Here is a 16665-nt window from a genome sequence, read left to right as displayed (position 1 = left end):
CCCCCCCCCCCCCCCCGCCCGCGCCCCACGCGAGATAAGCGGCGTCCCCCCACCTTGCTGCGCCGGCGCGGGGGCGCGGGGCCCGTCCCCCCCCCCGCCGGGTCTGCGATGGATCAGAACTTGTAGCGCGCGCCCAGCATGAACTGCCGGCCGGTTTCGGTGTACTGCAGCGGCAGGCGACCGGTGGCCGGCGAGTACACCCACTCGTCGCTGGCTTCGTTGGTCAGGTTCATGCCTTCCAGGCTCAGCTCCAGCTTGTCGCTGATCGCGTAGCGGATCGAGGCGTCGATGAAGGTGGTGCCGGTCATGCCGTGGGTACCATCCACGTTGAAGCCTGCTTCGGTGCCCGGCACCTGGGTCAGGTAGTCGTCGCGGTTGGTGGCCGAAACGCGGCCGGAGAACACCTTGCCTTCGTAGAACAGCGTGGCGTTCCAGCTCGACTTGGACAGACCGGTCAGGTCGGCCTTCATCACCGGCTGGCCGCTGGAGTTGATGTACTGGATCTGCGATTCAACCCAGGTGTAGTTCAACTGGATGCCCAGGTTGGACCAGTTGCCCGGCAGGAAGGTGAAGGGCTGGGTGTAGTTCGCTTCCACACCGTGCAGCTCGCCACCGGGGGTGTTGACCGGCTTGGTGTAAGTGAAGTCATCGGCCGGCGACGCACCGGTACCGATCAGCAGCTCGGCCGGCAGGCCGCTGGCGCTGTACGGCGCAACTTCGCGGGTGGTCTGCACGAAGCTTTCGATGTCCTTGTAGAACAGGCCGATACCGGCCATGGCGCCTTCGCTGAAGTACCACTCGAAGCCCAGGTCCACGTTGGTGGCCCGGATCGGGTCGAGGTTCGGATTGCCGCTGGAGATCGTGCGCGCACCGCCGGCCACGGCCACCGTGGCGCCCGGAGTCAGGCTGCCCAGGCCCGGGCGGCTCATCACCTTGGCCGCACCCAGGCGGATCAGGAAGTCCGGTGCCACTTCGGCCACCACGTTGAACGAAGGCAGGGTGTCGTCGTAGCTGCGGTCCACCGTGGTGGACACGGTGCCGGTGGCCAGCGTGGAAAGACCGGTGGAGCTCTGCTTGGTCTTGACGTAGCGCACACCGAAGTTACCGGAGAACGGGATGCTGCCCAGGTCGGTGGAGAACTCGCCCATCAGGTAGCCGCCGCGGTCTTCCTCATCCACGCTGCGCACGTTGTTGGCGCGCGGTGCGACGGCGAAGATGCCCGAGTTGCTGTAGATGTCGAACTGGTCGGCAATGGCGTCCAGGTTCGGCACGACCCACTGGTCGGGCGTACCGGTGATGCCCTTCAGGCCGGCCTGTTCGGTCATGTCCACCGGCACGATCTTGGTGCCGTTGGGGAAGTTGGGCACGGCCAGTTCGCTGGCGCGGCGCAGTTCCACGGTGCTGAAGGTGTAGTTCTTGGCCAGGATGCCGCCCTTCAGGCGGAAGCCGGGGCTGATGTTCCAGTTGAAATCGACCTGGCCGGTGTCGAAGTCATTGTCCACGTACTGCGGGCGCAGGCGGATTTCCGCCAGTTCCCAGCCCGCCGGGTTGGTCGGGTCGATGCCGTAGTTCAGCTTCGGGAACCGGCTGTTGCCCCGGTAGTCGTAGCTGTAACCATCCACATCGTACTTGTCCATGATGATGGTGGTCTGGATCGGGTTCTCGTGCTTTGAGCGCGAGATGCCGACCTTGCCGGACAAGGTGAAGTCATCGCCGAAGCGGTGCTGGCCGTTCAACGCGATCTGCTTGAACTCGGTGCTCCACTCGTCGTGGCGGTTTTCGGTGCGGATGTCGACGTTGTCGAATTCACCGTAGACCAGCGCGTTGTTCTCGATCACGCCGTCCTTGACGATCATGTTCGGCTTGCCGACCAGGCGCGGGGTGCTGCTGGTGCCGCGGCTGAAGGAAATCGCTTCGATGTAGTGCTCGTCGCGCTCGGCGTCGATCTTCGAGTACAGCGCATCCAGCGAGATTTCAGTGGCGTCGGTCGGCTTCCACTGCAGCGTGCCGGTCACGCCCAGGCGCTTCTGCTCGTGTTCCATCTGCACGTAGCGCGGGAAGCGCGGGTGGTAGACGTTGGCCGAACGCGCGGCGGCGAACGGCGAAGACGCGCTGAAGTTGCCGTTGCTCGGGCCGTTGGCCCAGCGGCCGGTGTTGGAACCTTCTTCCAGCGCCTGGCGCTCGGAATACGCCACCGACAGCAGGCCACCGAAGGTGCCATCGGCCCAAGTGTTGGAGATCAGCGCGGCGACGCGCGGGTCGGCCTTCTGGGCCATGGCGTTGTAGCTGGCCTGGCCGCTGGCGGCGAAGGTGTAGCCGTCGTAATCGAACGGGCGCGCGGTGCGCAGGTCGACCGTGGCGCCCAGCGAGCCTTCTTCCACGTCGGCCGACGCGGTCTTGCGCACGATCAGCTGCGAGAACAGGTCCGAGGCGAACACGTTGAAGTCGAAGCCACGGCCGCGGTTGGTGCCGCCGCTCTGGTCGCCCGCGCCTACCGTGGTCAGCGCTTCCATGCCGTTGATGCGGACGCGGGTGAAATCCGGACCCAGGCCGCGCACCGAGATGTTGCGGCCTTCACCGGCTTCACGGGTGATGACCACGCCCGGGACGCGCTGCAGCGACTCGGCCAGGTTCAGATCGGGGAACTTGCCGATATCCTCGGCAACGATGGCGTCGACCACGCCCGATTCGCTGCGCTTGATGTCCAGCGCCTTCTCGACGCTGGCGCGGTAGCCGGTGACGGTGACGGTATCCAGGTCGGTGGCTGTGGCCGGGGCAGGATCCTGCGCCAGGGTGGTACCGCTCAGCGCCAGGCCGATGGACAGGGCGAGCAAGGTAACCGGTGTCTTTTTATGGATGTTTCGATATTGCATGTTTTCCCTCTCCCAAGGTGCTACATGAAACAGCTATCCGGCGACATGTCAGTGCAATGACACCGCTGGTCAGGGCGGACGTTAACAGTCCGTTGGGGATCGGGCATCTTGCACCGCAACAGACTTTCAATGTCCCGTAGACGCTTGCGGGACATAGGTTCCGACAAACCGACTAGGTGGACGAAGCCAGCCGCACCGCTAGAATGACACCGCTAGCCATTACTGTCCGGGCCCTGACCCGCAGGTCATGCCCACCACGAAGGGATCCATCGCCATGAGTCGTGTTGTCTGTTTCGGGGAGTTGTTGCTGCGCATGAGCGCGCCGGACCGCGAGCTGCTGCTGCAGACGCCGCAGCTTGCCGTGCATGCCGGGGGCGCGGAGGCCAACGTGGGGGTTTCACTGGCCCACTTCGGGCACACCGTGCAGATGGTCAGCACGCTGCCGGCCAACCCGCTGGGCCAGTTCGTGGCCGGGGAACTGCGAAAGCATGGCGTGGGCACCTCCACTGTGCAGACCCGTCCCGGCCGCATGGGACTGTACTTCCTCACCACCGGGGCGGTGCAACGCGCCAGCGAAGTGGTCTACGACCGCGTGGACTCTGCCTTCTCGCTGGGCACGGCGGCCGACTACGACTGGGATGCGCTGCTGCGCGGCGCGCAGTGGCTGCACCTGTCCGGGGTGAGCCCGGCGCTGAACCCGGCGATGGCCGAGGCGACCCTGGTCGCAGCGCGCGCGGCGTGCGAGCGCGGGGTCAAGGTCTCCTTCGACGGCAACTTCCGCCCGTCGCTGTGGGCGCGCTGGGAAGGCGATGCACCGCGCATCCTGCGCGAGCTGTTCGGCTGCGCCACGGTGGCGTTTGCCGACTACCGCGATATCGGCGTGGTGCTGGGCGGGCAGTTCGAGCAGCCCGCGCTGGCCGACCGCGTGGACGCCGCTGCGATACAGGCCTTCGCCGCCTTCCCGCGCCTGCAGTGGATGGCGTGCACGCAGCGCACCCCGGTCAGCGTGGATCACCACACGCTCGGCGCGATGCTGCTGGGCCGCGACGGCACCCGCGCGGTGGCGCCCGCGCGCGAATTGATCGGCATCGTCGACCGCATTGGCGGCGGCGATGCATTCGCTGCCGGCATCCTGCATGGCATGATGCAAGGGTTCGAACCGGACATGATCGTGCGTTTCGGCCTGGCCGCGGCCAGCCTGAAGCATTCCATCCCCGGTGATTTCAACCCCGTCAGTGAAGCTGACGTACTGGCCCTGACGGGCGAGGAGCGATTCGATGTCCGGCGCTGATCCGCGCGTACGCGCAGTCCTGAAACTGGCCCCGGTGATTCCGGTGTACACCCCTGAAAGCGTGGACGAGGCGGTGCATGTCGCCCAGGCGCTGTTCAACGGCGGGCTGCCGGTGATCGAGGTGACCCTGCGTACCGCCATTGCGATGGAGGCGATCCAGGCGATGGTGGAAGCCGTGCCCGATGCGGTGGTCGGTGCCGGTACCGTGCTGACCGCCACCCAGATGGAGCGGGTCAAGGCCGCAGGTGGCCGCTTTGCGGTGGCGCCCGGTGCGACCGAACGGCTGTACGCCGCCGCGCGTGATACCGACCTGCCGTTCCTGCCGGGCGTGGCCACCTCGTCCGAGCTGATGCTGGGGCTGGAGCACGGGCTGGATACGTTCAAGTTCTTCCCTGCGGTGCAGGCCGGTGGCACGGCAATGCTGTCGGCATGGAACGGCCCGTTCGGCGATGTGCGGTTCTGCCCGACCGGCGGAATCAGCGCGCAGACCGCGCGCGATTTCCTGCACCTGCCCAATGTGCTGTGCGTCGGTGGGTCCTGGTTGACCACGCGGGCGCTGCTGCAGGCGCGCGATTGGGCGGGGATCGAGGAACTGGCGCGGGCATCGGCGGCGCTGGTGGGCTGAGCGCGATGTCCGCACTGTCCACCGCGAAGACCGTAGCGCTCTCGGTGCTCTGCGTCGTCGTGGCGCTGTTCGTGCTGGGCATGGTGAGCGGTGCCGGTGGATGGATCGCGCCCTGGCTGGGCTAGGGCGAGGGCGAGGTGCGGCTGGCGTGGGACCTGGGCTGGACGATCCTGGGTGGCATTGCCGCTACGGCATTTGCGGCGCGCTATGCGCCGATGTGGCCGTACGTACATGGCGGCGTGGTGTGGGTATTGATTGCCGCCGCGTCGGTGTTTGCCGCGTGGGACCTGGGCAGCGATTACCCGTTCTGGTTCGTGGTGACGCTGTTGGTGTCGTTGCCGGTACAGGCGATTGGAATCTGGTTGGGCGCGCGGTATCGGCCTCGGTGAGCCCGCGCGCCCGATCACAGCGCAGGCAACACCTGCTTGACCTGATCGATCCCTTCCCAGGGATCTTTCTTCAGCTTCTGCGCACGCTGCAGCGCCTTGGGCAATGGAAACGCATCGGCGGCGGTGATGCGTCCCAGCTCTTCCCAGCGCAGCGGCACTGCCACGCCGGCTGATGGCCTGGCACGCAGCGACCATGAACACACGCTTGTGGCGCCGCGCGCATTGCGCAGCCAATCAATGAAGATCACGCCGGTGCGCTTGGCCTTGCTCATCGTGGCCACGTAGCGATCCGGTGCATGCTCGGCCATTGCCTGGGCGAACGACTCGCAGAAATCCTTGGCCTGCGCCCAATCCGCCTTGGGCGTGAGTGGCACCACCACGTGGATGCCCTTGCCGCCGGACAGGCGTACGAAGCTCTCCAGCCCGATCTCCTGCAGGCGGTCGCGCACATCGCGTGCCGCAGCCTTGATCGCTGTCCAGGTCACGCCCTCACCGGGATCCAGGTCGAACACCAACCTGTCAGGATGCTCGGGGTCGTCCACGCTGGCGCCCCACGGGTGCAGCTCCAGGGTGTTCATCTGCACCAGCTGCAGCAGGCCTTCGGTGTCTTCGATATAGAGGTAGTCCTCGCGGCCGCTCTTCTGCTCCAGCGGGATGGCTTCCACCGCATCGCCCAGGCCGGTGCCGTGGTGCTTCTGGAAGAAGCACGGCTTGTCCACGCCATCGGGGCAGCGCAGCAGTGACAGCGGGCGGCGGGCGACCTCGGGCAGGATCCAGCGCGCCATCTGCCGGTAATAGTCGGCGACGTCCCCCTTGGTCAATCTGGCGTTGGCGAACACCACACGTTCGGGGTGCGAGATGGTCACGCCGTCGGCGTAGCGATCAGGCGCTTTCGCCTTTGCGGGTGCCTTGGTGGCCTTCGCGGCCTTGGCAGGTACCGCAGTGGCCGCCGCGCCCAGCTCCTTGGCCGTCTTGTCTTCGCGCAGCCGCTTGAAGCTGGCCTGCCGCAGCAGCCCTTCCTTGGCCCAGCCACGGAAGGCGACTTCGGCTACCAGCGTGGGGTTGACCCAATGCACGCTGCTCGCCTTGAACGGCACGTGCGAGGGCAGTTCCACGGCGGCCTTGTCGGTATCCAATGCCTTCAGCTGGCGGTGCATCGCAGCCAGCTTGGCATCATCGAAGCCGGTACCTACGCGGCCCACATAACGTAGACCGCCTTTGTCGGGCGCAGCCATCAACAGTGAGCCGAAGCCACTGCGCGATCCCTTCGGGTCGGTGTATCCCACCACCAGGAACTCATCGGTGTTCTCGTGCTTCACCTTCACCCAGCTGGGCGAGCGCGCGTTGACGTACGGCGCATCCACGCGCTTGCTGATGATGCCTTCGAAACCGGCCTTGCCGCTTGCCTCGAAAACCGCCGGGCCGTGATCGAGCACGTGGTCGCTGTATGCCAGTGTGCCGGGCGTGTCACCCAGCAGGTCCTTCAGCAGTGTCTTGCGATCCAGCAGCGGCGCGCGGCTGATATCCACACCGGCCACGCCGGGCATGTCGAACACCACGTAGCGCAGCGGCTGCCTGGCGGTGCCGTCAATCACTTTCTGCAGGCCGGTGAAATCGCTGCGGCCCTGCGCATCCAACACCACCAGTTCGCCATCCAGGCGCAGGTCGGTGACCGGCAGTGCCTGAATGGCCTGCACCACTTCCGGGAAATCTTCCGTCCAGTTCAAGCCGTTGCGCGAGCGCAGCGCCACCACGCCATCGCGCAGATCGGCCAGCAGGCGGTAGCCATCCCACTTGATCTCGTGCAGCCAGGTTTCGCCGTCGGGTGCAGTGTCGCGGTGATCGGTGAGCTGGGGTTTGAAGTCGTGGGGATAGGGCTTGTCGCGTGCATGCTGCAGCGACAGCGCGCGTTTTGCCCAGCGCGCGTCGGCATTGCGGCGTGCACCCGGTTTGATCGTCCTTGTCGTCTTGGAAGAGCGGCTGGAGCTTGTCTTTGTGGACTTGATTGTCTTTACGGTCTTCGTAGACGTTCGCTTCGATGGCACAGCTTCCTCCAGCAGCGCGTCCGCGTCGGTATCGCGCGCCTCTTCGTCATCACGCTTGATCAGCAGCCACTGATGCTGCTTCCCTTTCATGTTGGTGCGCACCAGCTTCCAGCCGCCCTTGAGCCGGCGGCCATGCAGCACGAAGTCGACTTTGCCGGCGGCGATCGCCTCCAGCGGGTCGCCATCACAGGCCCACGTGCCGTGGTCGTAGACATCCACATGCCCGGCGCCGTAGTGGCCTTCGGGAATATCGCCCTCGAACGTGGCGTAGGACAGCGGGTGGTCTTCCACCTCCACCGCCAGCCGCTTCTCGCCCACGCGCAGCGACGGTCCCTTCGGCACCGCCCAGCTCTTCAGCACGCCATCGGCTTCCAACCGGAAATCGTAGTGACGTGCGCTGGCGTGATGCAGCTGCACTACGAAGATGGGGCGGCGCGCGACGGCGCCCCGGCGCTCATCGTCTGGTTCGGGGGTTTCACCGAAGCGGCGCTTGCGCCGGTACTCCTGCAACGACATGGCGCTTACCCGGCCTTGCGCGTCGGCGCGCTCTTGGCAGTCTTCTTCGTCGCCTTCGTGGCTTTGGTCGCCTTGGTTGCCGCCTTGGTGGTCTTGGCTGCCTTCTTCGCAGGTGTCGCCTTCTTCACCACCTTCGACACCGCCGTCTTCTTGGCCGGGGTGCGTTTCTTCGCATCCAGGCTCTTCTGCAGCAGCGACATGAAGTCCACCACGTTGGTGGTGGCGTCATGCGGCGCGGCCGGCTCGTCTTCCACGGTGGTGGTGCCGCCCTTCTGCTTGATGCGCTTGGTCAGCACTGCCTGCAGGCGTTCGCGGAATTCGTCGTGGTAGTCATCCGGCTTCCATTCACCGGACATCGATTCGATCAGCTGCTCGGCCATCGCCGTTTCCTTGCTGCTGATCCGGTAGTCAGCCAGCGAGCCGGTGGGCAGCTTGTGTTCTTCCGGGTCCACCAGCTCCTGCGGGTAGCGCAGAATGAGCAGCACCAGCGCATGCTCGTGCGGCATCACCGCGCACAGGTATTCGCGGGTGCGCACCACCACGCGGGCAATCCCCACCTTGCCGGTGCTGCGCAGGGTTTCGCGCAGGAGCACGTAGCCCTTCTCGGCCTTTTTGCCCGGTACCAGCAGGTAGGGCTTTTCGAAGTAGCGCGGGTCGATCTGGCTGGCGTCGACGAAGCTTTCTACTTCCACGGTTTCGTGGCTTTCCGGCGCGGCCGATTTGATATCGGCCTCATCCAGCACGACATAACTGCCCTTGTCGTATTCGTAGGCCTTGACGATGTCCTTCCACGGCACTTCTTCGCCGGTATCGGCGTTGACCCGCTCGAAGCGGATCGGCTTGCGGTCGCGTGAATCGAGCATGCGGAAGCTGAGGTCGGTCTTGCGCTCGCCCGACATCAGCGACACCGGCACATTCAGCAGCCCGAATGACAGGGTTCCAGTCCAGATCGGTCGGGCCATGGCGGCGCCACTCCAGTGCAAGGCGGGAGGCCAGCTGTACCGCGCAGGGCGTGAAACGCCCGTGTCCGGCCCGTAAAGGCCGGCTGCACGCGCCGCTTACTGCAGCTGGCCGTGCACTGCGGCGGCGGGCATGTGGTCCAGCGCCATCCAGGCGTCCTCGACGATCGCGCGCGCCTGCTGCCAGCCCAGCCGTGACTGGCCGCGCATCTGTTCCCAGTGCTCGGCCAGCTCGCCGTCGGTGTCGTCGTCGCTGCCACGCGGCCAGTCTGCGTAGTGGGTGGTCAGCGCGAAGGCATACGCCGGGTACAGATCCTTCCAGCTGCGCCTTCCCTGACTGCGGCGGCGTTCGTAATCGCTGCGCATGTACTGCAGATAGTCCTGCGCAACGGCCTCCGGCTCTTCGGCGCGCGGACGACGGCCGCGGCGCGCGTTCCGGTCCGGCTGCAGGTAGGCGTTGAACAGCGCGGGTGCGGTACGGCGATCCAGGCGGGGCATGGCACGTCTCCGGCAGCGGTGGGGGTTGGCAGGAATAGCCCCGCCGCCGTTATCCAGCCGTGACAGATCCGTTGAGATCGGCGCGCTGCGCTTCACGTCGGCCTCCCCTCGGGGGTGCGTACAGTCCAGCCAACCCTCCACGGAGACCACCACCATGCAACGCGATCCCCTGCGCGAAGCCACCGCCCCGGTACCGGGCGAACAGCGCGCCAAGCACGACCTGCAGAACGAAGAAGACCGCGGCGCCGGCATGTCGCCCTCCGAAGCGCCCGAGCACATGCGCACCGGCATCGACCCGGTCCACGCCGGTGAGGTACACCCCTCCCGCGACCGCAAGGACCCGGCCGCCGCGCCGCACCCGGGCGGGGATGAGCACGAGCACCACCGCGCCGCGCGCAAGGCGCATGAGAGCGACAATCAGGACGAGGCATTGGAGGAGACGTTCCCCGCCAGTGACCCTACGTCGCCGTTCGTGCCGGCCAAGATTCCCAAGTGAATGGGGCAGGGTGGGCGGGGATCATTGCCACGCCCACTGCACGCCCACGCTGTAGCGTCGGTCCGGCCCCGGTTCGAAGAACCGCTGGTTGCCGTCGTTGACGATCACCGAGCCGATGTAACGCTGGTCCAGCACGTTGTCCACCCTCGCGAACACCCGCAGCGCGCCCTGCGCGGTGGTCCACCTGCGGGCCGCTTCCAGATTGAACAGGGCATACCCCGGCGCCTGGTCGGTGGCCAGGTCGTTCACCACCGTATCGCTTGACGCCACCACCTCGCCCGCCCACTGCCACGCGCCGGGCTGGTACTGCAGCCGCCCGAACCACTGCTGCTCCGGCACGCCGGGCAGGCGTGAGCCGGCCGCCACCACCGTGTTGGGGAGGGCGCAGCCGGTGCCCGCGCACACCAGATACGGCTCGCGCACCGTGGCCTGCACGTAGGTGTAGGCCAGGCTGGCCTCCAGCGCTGCGGTGATCGGCAGCTGCAGGCTGGCTTCCACGCCCTGCCGGCGGGTCCTGCCGATGTTGCGGTAGGTGCTGCGCCCGTTGGTGTTGCTGGCCACCGCCAGCTCGTCATCAGTATCGGCGCGGAACACCGCCGCATCGAAGGACGCGCCACCGGCACCGCGCCACTTGCCGCCCAGCTCCAGGTTCCGGCTGCGGGCGGCCGAGAGGTTGAGCGCCAACCGGGCCGCGCCATCTGACCGGTAGCCCAGTTCGTTGAAGGTGGGCGTTTCGAACCCGCGTCCAGCCGAGGCATACACCCGCCAGGCATCGCTGGCGTGGAACACCACCCCGGCCACCGGCGTGGTGGCCGCGTAGTCGCGCGCGCCGCTGTCGTCCGGGTTGCGCGCGGTGACGTAGTGGTCGTTGGAGCGGAACCGCACCTCGCTGTGGCGCACGCCCAGCAGCAGCGACCAGCGCGGCGCCCACTGCCAGAACGCCTGCGCGAACTGGTCTACGTTGCGGACCCGGTCGGCCTGGTCGCGCCGCAGTGCGCCGCGCACACCCAGCGTATCGCCGACGAAATTCTCATAACCGCGTCGATCCTGCTGCTGCTGGTCGGCATTGGCGCCGATCACCACTTCCAGCGGCCGCCCGGCCCACTCTCCCTGCCAGGCCCAGCGCAGGTCCAGCCCGCCATAGCCGCCGTCCAGGTCGATCACCCCGCCGGCATGCAGCGGGTTGGCCTGCGGCCCCGGCGGAATGGCCAGGAACTGCTCCACGCTGCGCTGCCCGGCATAGCCCATCGCGCGCCAGGTCTGGGCCCCTTGGGTGCGGGTGAACACCAGCCCGGCCTGCGCCTGGCGCACCGATTTCCGGGTGTTGTACTGGGTGGCCACCGCCGTGGCCTGGCGCGGGTCCTGCCGCACCTGCTCGCGGGTGAGGCCCAGCGGGTCCTGCGCGTCGGGCGAATCGAAGTAGTTCAGCACCAGGTCCAGCTGGCCGCCGCCCACGTCGGTGCCCAGCCGCGCGTTCACCGATTCGCGGCGCGCTGCGCTGTGCTCGCGCCAGCCATCGGTGCGGAAGTGGTTGGCCGCCACGTTGTAGCGCACCGGGCCCTGCTCGCCGCGCAGCTGCGCCCCGGCGCTGAGCGTGCCGTCGCTGCCGCCAGCCACCCGCAGCCGCCACGGATCGCCGGCCTGGCCATCGGCGCTCCACACCTGCACCACGCCGCCGGACGAGTTCCCGTACAGCGCCGAGAACGGCCCGCGCAGCACCTCCACGCGCTGGGCGGAAAGCATGCTGGCGTGCGAGAGCTGACCCTGCCCATCGGGCATGGTGGCCGGCACCCCGTCCACCAGCACCCGCACCCCACGCACCCCGAAGGTGGAACGCGCGCCGAAGCCACGGATGGAAAGCTGGGTGTCCTGGGCCAGGTTCTGGCGGTCGCGCGCGACCACGCCGGGCACCCCGCTCAATGCGTCACCGATCTGGGCCAGGGTGCCGTTGGCATCGTCATCCAGCCACACCGTGCTGAGCGAGGCCGGCAGATCCACATCGGCCACCTGCTGGCCCCGTGCGGCCTGCACCTGAACCGTGGGCAGCCGCTCGATCGGGGCAGCGGAAACCGGGGCAGCCTGGGCCTGTGCCAGGTTCGGCAGGGCGGTGGCCGAAAGCAGCGCACACCAGTACGCCAGGGGGGTAGGACGGAACATGCGCAGAGGGGAATCTCCAGAAAATGAGCACCGCACGACAGGGTACGGTCCCAAGCGTGACGGCAGCCGCCGCGCCCACGCCGAGGCTTTGTTACGATGAGGTAGTTTCGCGCCAACCTCCCCCATCCGTCATCCGAATGAGTACCGCCGTGTCCTTCTTTGCAAATGTGGAACTGGTCCCGGGCGACCCGATCCTGGGCCTGACCGAGGCATACAACGCCGACAGCCGCCCCACCAAGGTCAACCTGGGCGTGGGCATCTATTACGACGAAAGCGGCCGCATTCCGCTGCTTCGCGCCGTGAAGCAGATCGAGCAGCAGCTGGCTGGCGAAGCCAAACCGCGCGGCTACCTGCCGATCGACGGCCTGCCTGCCTACACCCAGGCCACCCGCGAACTGGTCTTCGGCAAAGATTCGCCGCTGCTGGCCGCCGGCCGCGTGGCCACCTCGCAGACCATCGGTGGCAGCGGTGCCCTGCGCGTGGGCGCGGACCTGCTGCACCGCCTGCTGCCGCACGCCACCATCGCCATCAGCAACCCGAGCTGGGAAAACCATCGCGCGGTGTTCTGCGCGGCTGGCTTTGAAGTGGTCGAGTACGCCTACTTCGACCCGGCCACCCACGGCGTGGATTTCGCCGGCATGCTGGCTGACCTGAACAAGCTGCAGCCGGGCACCGTGGTGCTGCTGCACGCCTGCTGCCACAACCCCACCGGCGCCGACCTCACCGTGGCCCAGTGGAAGCAGGTGGCCGAGCTGCTGAAGGAACGCCAGCTGTTCCCGTTCATCGACATGGCCTACCAGGGCTTCGACAAGGGCATCGACGAAGATGGCGCCGCCGTGCGCATCATCGCCGAGGCCGGCATCGACAGCTTCGTGGTCGCCAACTCGTACTCCAAGTCGTTCTCGCTGTATGGCGAACGCGTGGGCGCGCTGTCGGTGGTGGCCCCGGATGCGAACGCCGCCAAGGCCGTGCAGTCGCAGGTCAAGCGCATCATCCGCACCATCTACTCCAGCCCCTCCACCCACGGCGCGGCCCTGGTGGCCGGCGTGCTGACCAGCCCCGAGCTGCGCCAGCTGTGGGAGCAGGAACTGACCGAGATGCGCGAGCGCATCCACGCCCTGCGCCACGGCCTGGTGGACAAGCTGGTGGCCGCCGGTGCGCCGGAGTTCGCCTTCATCAACGACCAGGCCGGCATGTTCTCGTATTCGGGCCTGAGCCGCGCGCAGGTGGACCGCCTGCGCGACGAGTACGGCATCTACGCCGTCGGCACCGGCCGCATCTGCGTGGCCGCGCTGAACCAGGGCAACCTGGAGTACGTGGCCAAGGCCGTGTCGACCGTCGCCAAGGGCTGAGCTGCTGCAACGGTGAAATGAAGGACGGCCGCCACGTGCGGCCGCTTTTCTTTTCGTGCAGGCAGGTTGAAACCGGTTACGTGTCCCGGTTGCCTCGTAATGCCCTGCCGAACGGGCCACAATACGGCCCCCGAAATGTCTTTGGCAGCCATTCCATGTCCCGTACGTCGCTTACCCGGTACCTGATTGAAGAGCAGCACGCAGGCCGCATCAATGCCGACCTGCGCCAGCTCATCGCAGTGGTTGGCCGCGCCTGCACCAACATCTCCATCGCGGTCAGCAAGGGCGCGCTGGGCGGCGTGCTCGGCGATGCCGGTACCGGCAACGTCCAGGGCGAGGCGCAGAAGAAGCTCGATGTGATCAGCAACGAGATCCTGCTCGAGGCCAACGCCTGGGGCGGCCACCTGGCGGCCTGTGCCTCCGAGGAAATGGACCACTGCCAGCCCGTGCCGGACACCTACCCGCGCGGCGACTTCCTGCTGCTGTTCGATCCCCTCGATGGCAGCTCCAACATCGACGTGAACGTCTCGGTCGGTACCATTTTCTCGGTGCTGCGCAGCCCGGCGGGCACCGAACAGCCCACCGACGAGAGCTTCCTGCAGCCCGGCACTGCCCAGATCGCGGCGGGCTACTGCATCTACGGCCCCAGCACGCAGATGGTGCTCACCACCGGCCACGGCACCCATTCGTTCACCCTGGACCGCGAAACCGGCGAATTCGTGCTCACCCAGCGCGGCATGACGATTCCCGAAGACACCCAGGAATTTGCCATCAACATGTCCAACCAGCGCCACTGGGAATCCCCGATGCAGGGCTACGTGCAGGACCTGCTGGCCGGCAAGGAAGGCGCGCGCGGCAAGAACTTCAACATGCGCTGGATTGCCAGCATGGTGGCCGACGTGCACCGCATCCTTACCCGCGGCGGCATCTTCATCTACCCGTGGGACAAGAAGGACCCCAGCAAGGCCGGCAAGCTGCGCCTGATGTACGAAGCCAACCCCATGGGCCTGCTGGTGGAACAAGCCGGCGGCGCCGCCACCACCGGCCGCGAGCGCATCCTGGACATCCAGCCCGACCACCTGCACCAGCGCGTGCCGGTGTTCCTCGGCTCGCGCAACGAAGTGGCCGAAGCCACCCGCTACCACCGCGAGCACGACGCCCGGGCCTGACGTAGCGCGACCCTTTGTGACCCCGTTCCCAATCATGGCAACGGGGTGACACCTGCACCAACACAGGTCACCATCGGGCTGAAACGCCCACGGATGACCCCATGCCGGCCGATACCCCGCTCGACTTCATCGAAGTAATCCACAACGCCATCCCCGTTGAGACCTGCGCCGCCATACAGGCCCGGATGCGCGCCAGCGCACAGTTGAAGCCCGGCGAAGTAGGCAGCGGCGTGTTCCCGGAACTCAAGCACAGCAAGGATCTGCGCATAAGTGGGCGTCCCGAGTGGCGCCAGGTGGAAATCCAGCTGCAACAGGCAGTATTCAGCGGGGTTTTGACTTATCTACGCCGTTATCCACAGGCGCTGATCTCCCCGCTGATGTTGCAGGTTCAAGACAACGATGGCACCGCGCGCCGCCTGAAGGCTGAAGATTTCCCCGGCATGGACGACAACGCGCTGTCCGAACTGGCCCGTACGTGCCTGCGCCCGGGCGCCATCAACCTGCAGTGGTACGCGGCGGGCGAGGGCGGTTACCCCTATTGGCACTGCGAGCTGTACCCGCGCGACCCCGGTGCGGAGACCCTGCACCGGCACCTGCTGTGGACGCTCTACCTCAACGACGAGTTCGACGCCGGTGAAACCGAGTTCCTGTTCCAGGACCGGAAGATCGCCCCGCGTACCGGCAGCCTGCTGATTGCGCCTACCGCATTCACCCACACCCACCGGGGCAACCGGCCGCAGGGCGGGGACAAGTTCATTGCGACAAGCTGGATCCTGTTCCAGAGCGCGGAGAAGCTGTACGGGGGTGGGTGAGATCTGTGGGGTGGTTCACACAGAAACAGCATTCGGAATGCTGCAACGGACTGGACGCGTCAATCAGTAGGCTCTGCCTACTGAAATCGAAAATTCAACAGAAACAATCGTTTTGTGTTGCGCGGGCGAGGTCTGCAAGGTGGGTGCCGGAGCTCAAAAACTCCGCATAACCGAAAATAGTGGATGCCCCATGTCGGGAGGGTGGTTAATACAAGACCCTTCACGGGGGAATACGCCCGCCGTCTGGTTATGCACGGTTTTTGACCTCCCGACGCCCTCGCCCTCACCGGCGGGGGCCATTCCCCGTTTGGAGGCAAACCATGAAGAGCGACCCGGCCCAGCCGACTGAAGACCAACGCGCCCCGCGTGAGCGGTGGATGCAGTACAGCCAGATCAACAACGTACGTGCGGTTCCGCAGATCTCCGAGCGCGACCGCGACCACGTTGGCCCCGTTCCCTTTGTGATGCTGCGCGGCACCTGGCTGCGCAGGTTCGGCTTTGAAGTGGGTGTCCATATTCGTATCGAAGTGGTCCACGGCCAGATCACCGTCAGGCCGCTGTGGAACGACGGCCAGTTCAAAGACCAGGCCACGGCGGCAGACAAGCCCATCACGTGGCGCGCGCAAGTAAAGGACCGCTGAGGACCGAGGCTGGGCGGGCCCCCACGCAGCGCCATGTGGTGGCACCGCACCCGCCCATGTGCTTCCATTGCCAGGCACACCTATCCGCGAGGAGTCCGCCATGCCGCTGGCCCGCATTGACCTCCGCAAAGGCAAGACCGCCGCCTACCGCCAGCAGGTTGGCCAGGTGGTATATGACGCCATGCTCAGTATCGGGGTGCCCAAGGACGATCGCTTCCAGATCATCCAGGAGCACGAACCGGATGGGCTCATCTACGATCCCGGCTACCTGGGCATTGCGCGCACGGATGACTTCATCTGCATCCAGGTCACCTGGAACGAGGGCCGCACCTTGGAGCAGAAGAAAGCGTTCTACGGCGCCGTAGCCCATGGCCTGCACGAAGCGGTGGGCATTCGCCTTGAGGATGTCTTCATCAACCTGGTGGAGGTGAAGCGCGAGAACTGGTCGTTCGGCAATGGCGTGGCGCAGTATGCGATGTGAGCGACCAGGCGGGCTTGCGGCGCCTCATTGCATTGAATGGTGCACCGAATGACCTGGTCCGCAGACAAGATCCTACTTGCCGGCAGCAGGCGTGCAGTGGAGATTGTCGGTAGGTCGAGTCTTGCGCCCTATGCGTTTCACATCACCGACCTCGACGGCTATCCGTGGCATCGCCCGGAGGCAGCCCATGGCCTTCCGGAAGGCGGGCTCCTCGCCATTCGCCTGCCTGATGGAGCGTCTGCAGGAGCTGGCGAGTGGCGAGAGGAGGGAGAACAGGCCAGGCATCTGCTAAGCGTGACTGCGACGGCTGTGCTGGCAGAGCACTTGCCTGCCGACAAACAGATACCAGAGCAGCGTCGCC

At 66.5% G+C, this 16665-nt stretch carries 15 protein-coding genes; 10 read left to right on the top strand and 5 right to left on the bottom strand.

Annotation, left to right across the window (positions count from 1 at the left end):
- Positions 1 to 113: 113 nt before the first annotated feature.
- On the bottom strand, positions 114 to 2873 hold the full coding sequence (locus KVS69_RS09040; RefSeq protein WP_184126336.1) for a TonB-dependent receptor: 2760 nt from the start codon (positions 2871 to 2873) through the stop codon (positions 114 to 116).
- A 268-nt stretch (positions 2874 to 3141) separates the two neighbouring features.
- On the opposite strand from KVS69_RS09040, the gene KVS69_RS09035 reads away from it, so the two are divergent.
- The 3 genes from KVS69_RS09035 (at position 3142) to KVS69_RS09025 (ending at position 5178) form a co-directional block, all read left to right on the top strand.
- A complete protein-coding gene (locus KVS69_RS09035) occupies positions 3142 to 4164 on the top strand; it encodes a sugar kinase (protein WP_217537853.1) in 1023 nt (340 codons plus the stop codon).
- Complete coding sequence (gene eda, locus KVS69_RS09030) at positions 4151 to 4789, top strand: bifunctional 4-hydroxy-2-oxoglutarate aldolase/2-dehydro-3-deoxy-phosphogluconate aldolase (RefSeq protein ID WP_068848083.1); 639 nt, start codon at positions 4151 to 4153, stop codon at positions 4787 to 4789. Before KVS69_RS09035 ends, eda begins: the two co-directional genes overlap by 14 nt.
- A 137-nt stretch (positions 4790 to 4926) precedes the next feature.
- Positions 4927 to 5178, top strand: a complete 252-nt coding sequence (locus KVS69_RS09025) for a hypothetical protein (RefSeq protein ID WP_254622104.1) — start codon at positions 4927 to 4929, stop codon at positions 5176 to 5178.
- A gap of 14 nt (positions 5179 to 5192) precedes the next feature.
- Here the strand turns inward: KVS69_RS09025 and ligD are convergent, their stop codons facing one another.
- From ligD to KVS69_RS09010, 3 genes are all read right to left on the bottom strand, one after another.
- Positions 5193 to 7739 (bottom strand): DNA ligase D, encoded by a 2547-nt coding sequence (gene ligD, locus KVS69_RS09020; protein ID WP_217537821.1) that lies wholly within the window; start codon positions 7737 to 7739, stop codon positions 5193 to 5195.
- Positions 7740 to 7744: 5 nt separating this feature from the next.
- Positions 7745 to 8701 (bottom strand): Ku protein, encoded by a 957-nt coding sequence (locus KVS69_RS09015; RefSeq protein WP_217537820.1) that lies wholly within the window; start codon positions 8699 to 8701, stop codon positions 7745 to 7747.
- Between the two features lie 96 nt (positions 8702 to 8797).
- Positions 8798 to 9196: a hypothetical protein gene (locus tag KVS69_RS09010; RefSeq protein ID WP_068848077.1), complete on the bottom strand. Its 399-nt coding sequence runs from the start codon at positions 9194 to 9196 to the stop codon at positions 8798 to 8800.
- Positions 9197 to 9350: 154 nt separating this feature from the next.
- Between KVS69_RS09010 and KVS69_RS09005 the strand changes: the two genes are divergently transcribed.
- Complete coding sequence (locus tag KVS69_RS09005) at positions 9351 to 9692, top strand: hypothetical protein (protein WP_184126341.1); 342 nt, start codon at positions 9351 to 9353, stop codon at positions 9690 to 9692.
- Positions 9693 to 9713: 21 nt separating this feature from the next.
- Here KVS69_RS09005 and KVS69_RS09000 read toward each other — a convergent pair whose 3' ends face one another.
- Complete coding sequence (locus KVS69_RS09000; RefSeq protein ID WP_217537819.1) at positions 9714 to 11849, bottom strand: TonB-dependent receptor; 2136 nt, start codon at positions 11847 to 11849, stop codon at positions 9714 to 9716.
- Positions 11850 to 11998: 149 nt separating this feature from the next.
- On the opposite strand from KVS69_RS09000, the gene KVS69_RS08995 reads away from it, so the two are divergent.
- The 6 genes from KVS69_RS08995 to KVS69_RS08970 all read left to right on the top strand — a co-directional run.
- Entirely contained in the window at positions 11999 to 13201 is a 1203-nt protein-coding gene (locus tag KVS69_RS08995) for an amino acid aminotransferase (protein WP_217537818.1), read from the top strand.
- 155 nt (positions 13202 to 13356) lie between these two features.
- Positions 13357 to 14370, top strand: coding sequence for a class 1 fructose-bisphosphatase (locus tag KVS69_RS08990; protein ID WP_217537817.1), 1014 nt, complete (start codon positions 13357 to 13359; stop codon positions 14368 to 14370).
- A 101-nt stretch (positions 14371 to 14471) separates the two neighbouring features.
- Positions 14472 to 15182 (top strand): 2OG-Fe(II) oxygenase, encoded by a 711-nt coding sequence (locus tag KVS69_RS08985; RefSeq protein WP_217537816.1) that lies wholly within the window; start codon positions 14472 to 14474, stop codon positions 15180 to 15182.
- Between the two features lie 320 nt (positions 15183 to 15502).
- Complete coding sequence (locus tag KVS69_RS08980) at positions 15503 to 15823, top strand: SymE family type I addiction module toxin (RefSeq protein WP_217537815.1); 321 nt, start codon at positions 15503 to 15505, stop codon at positions 15821 to 15823.
- Between the two features lie 100 nt (positions 15824 to 15923).
- Positions 15924 to 16304, top strand: coding sequence for a tautomerase family protein (locus KVS69_RS08975; RefSeq protein WP_217537814.1), 381 nt, complete (start codon positions 15924 to 15926; stop codon positions 16302 to 16304).
- Positions 16305 to 16352: 48 nt separating this feature from the next.
- Positions 16353 to 16665: hypothetical protein (locus KVS69_RS08970; RefSeq protein ID WP_217537813.1), on the top strand; the 313-nt coding region annotated here is incomplete at its 3' end.

The organism is Stenotrophomonas sp. GbtcB23, from assembly GCF_019091045.1.
In the GTDB taxonomy this organism is placed as follows: Bacteria; Pseudomonadota; Gammaproteobacteria; order Xanthomonadales; family Xanthomonadaceae; genus Stenotrophomonas; species Stenotrophomonas rhizophila_A.
The sequence above is the reverse complement of the archived record's forward strand: the minus strand, read 5'-3'. Positions and strand labels throughout refer to the sequence as shown.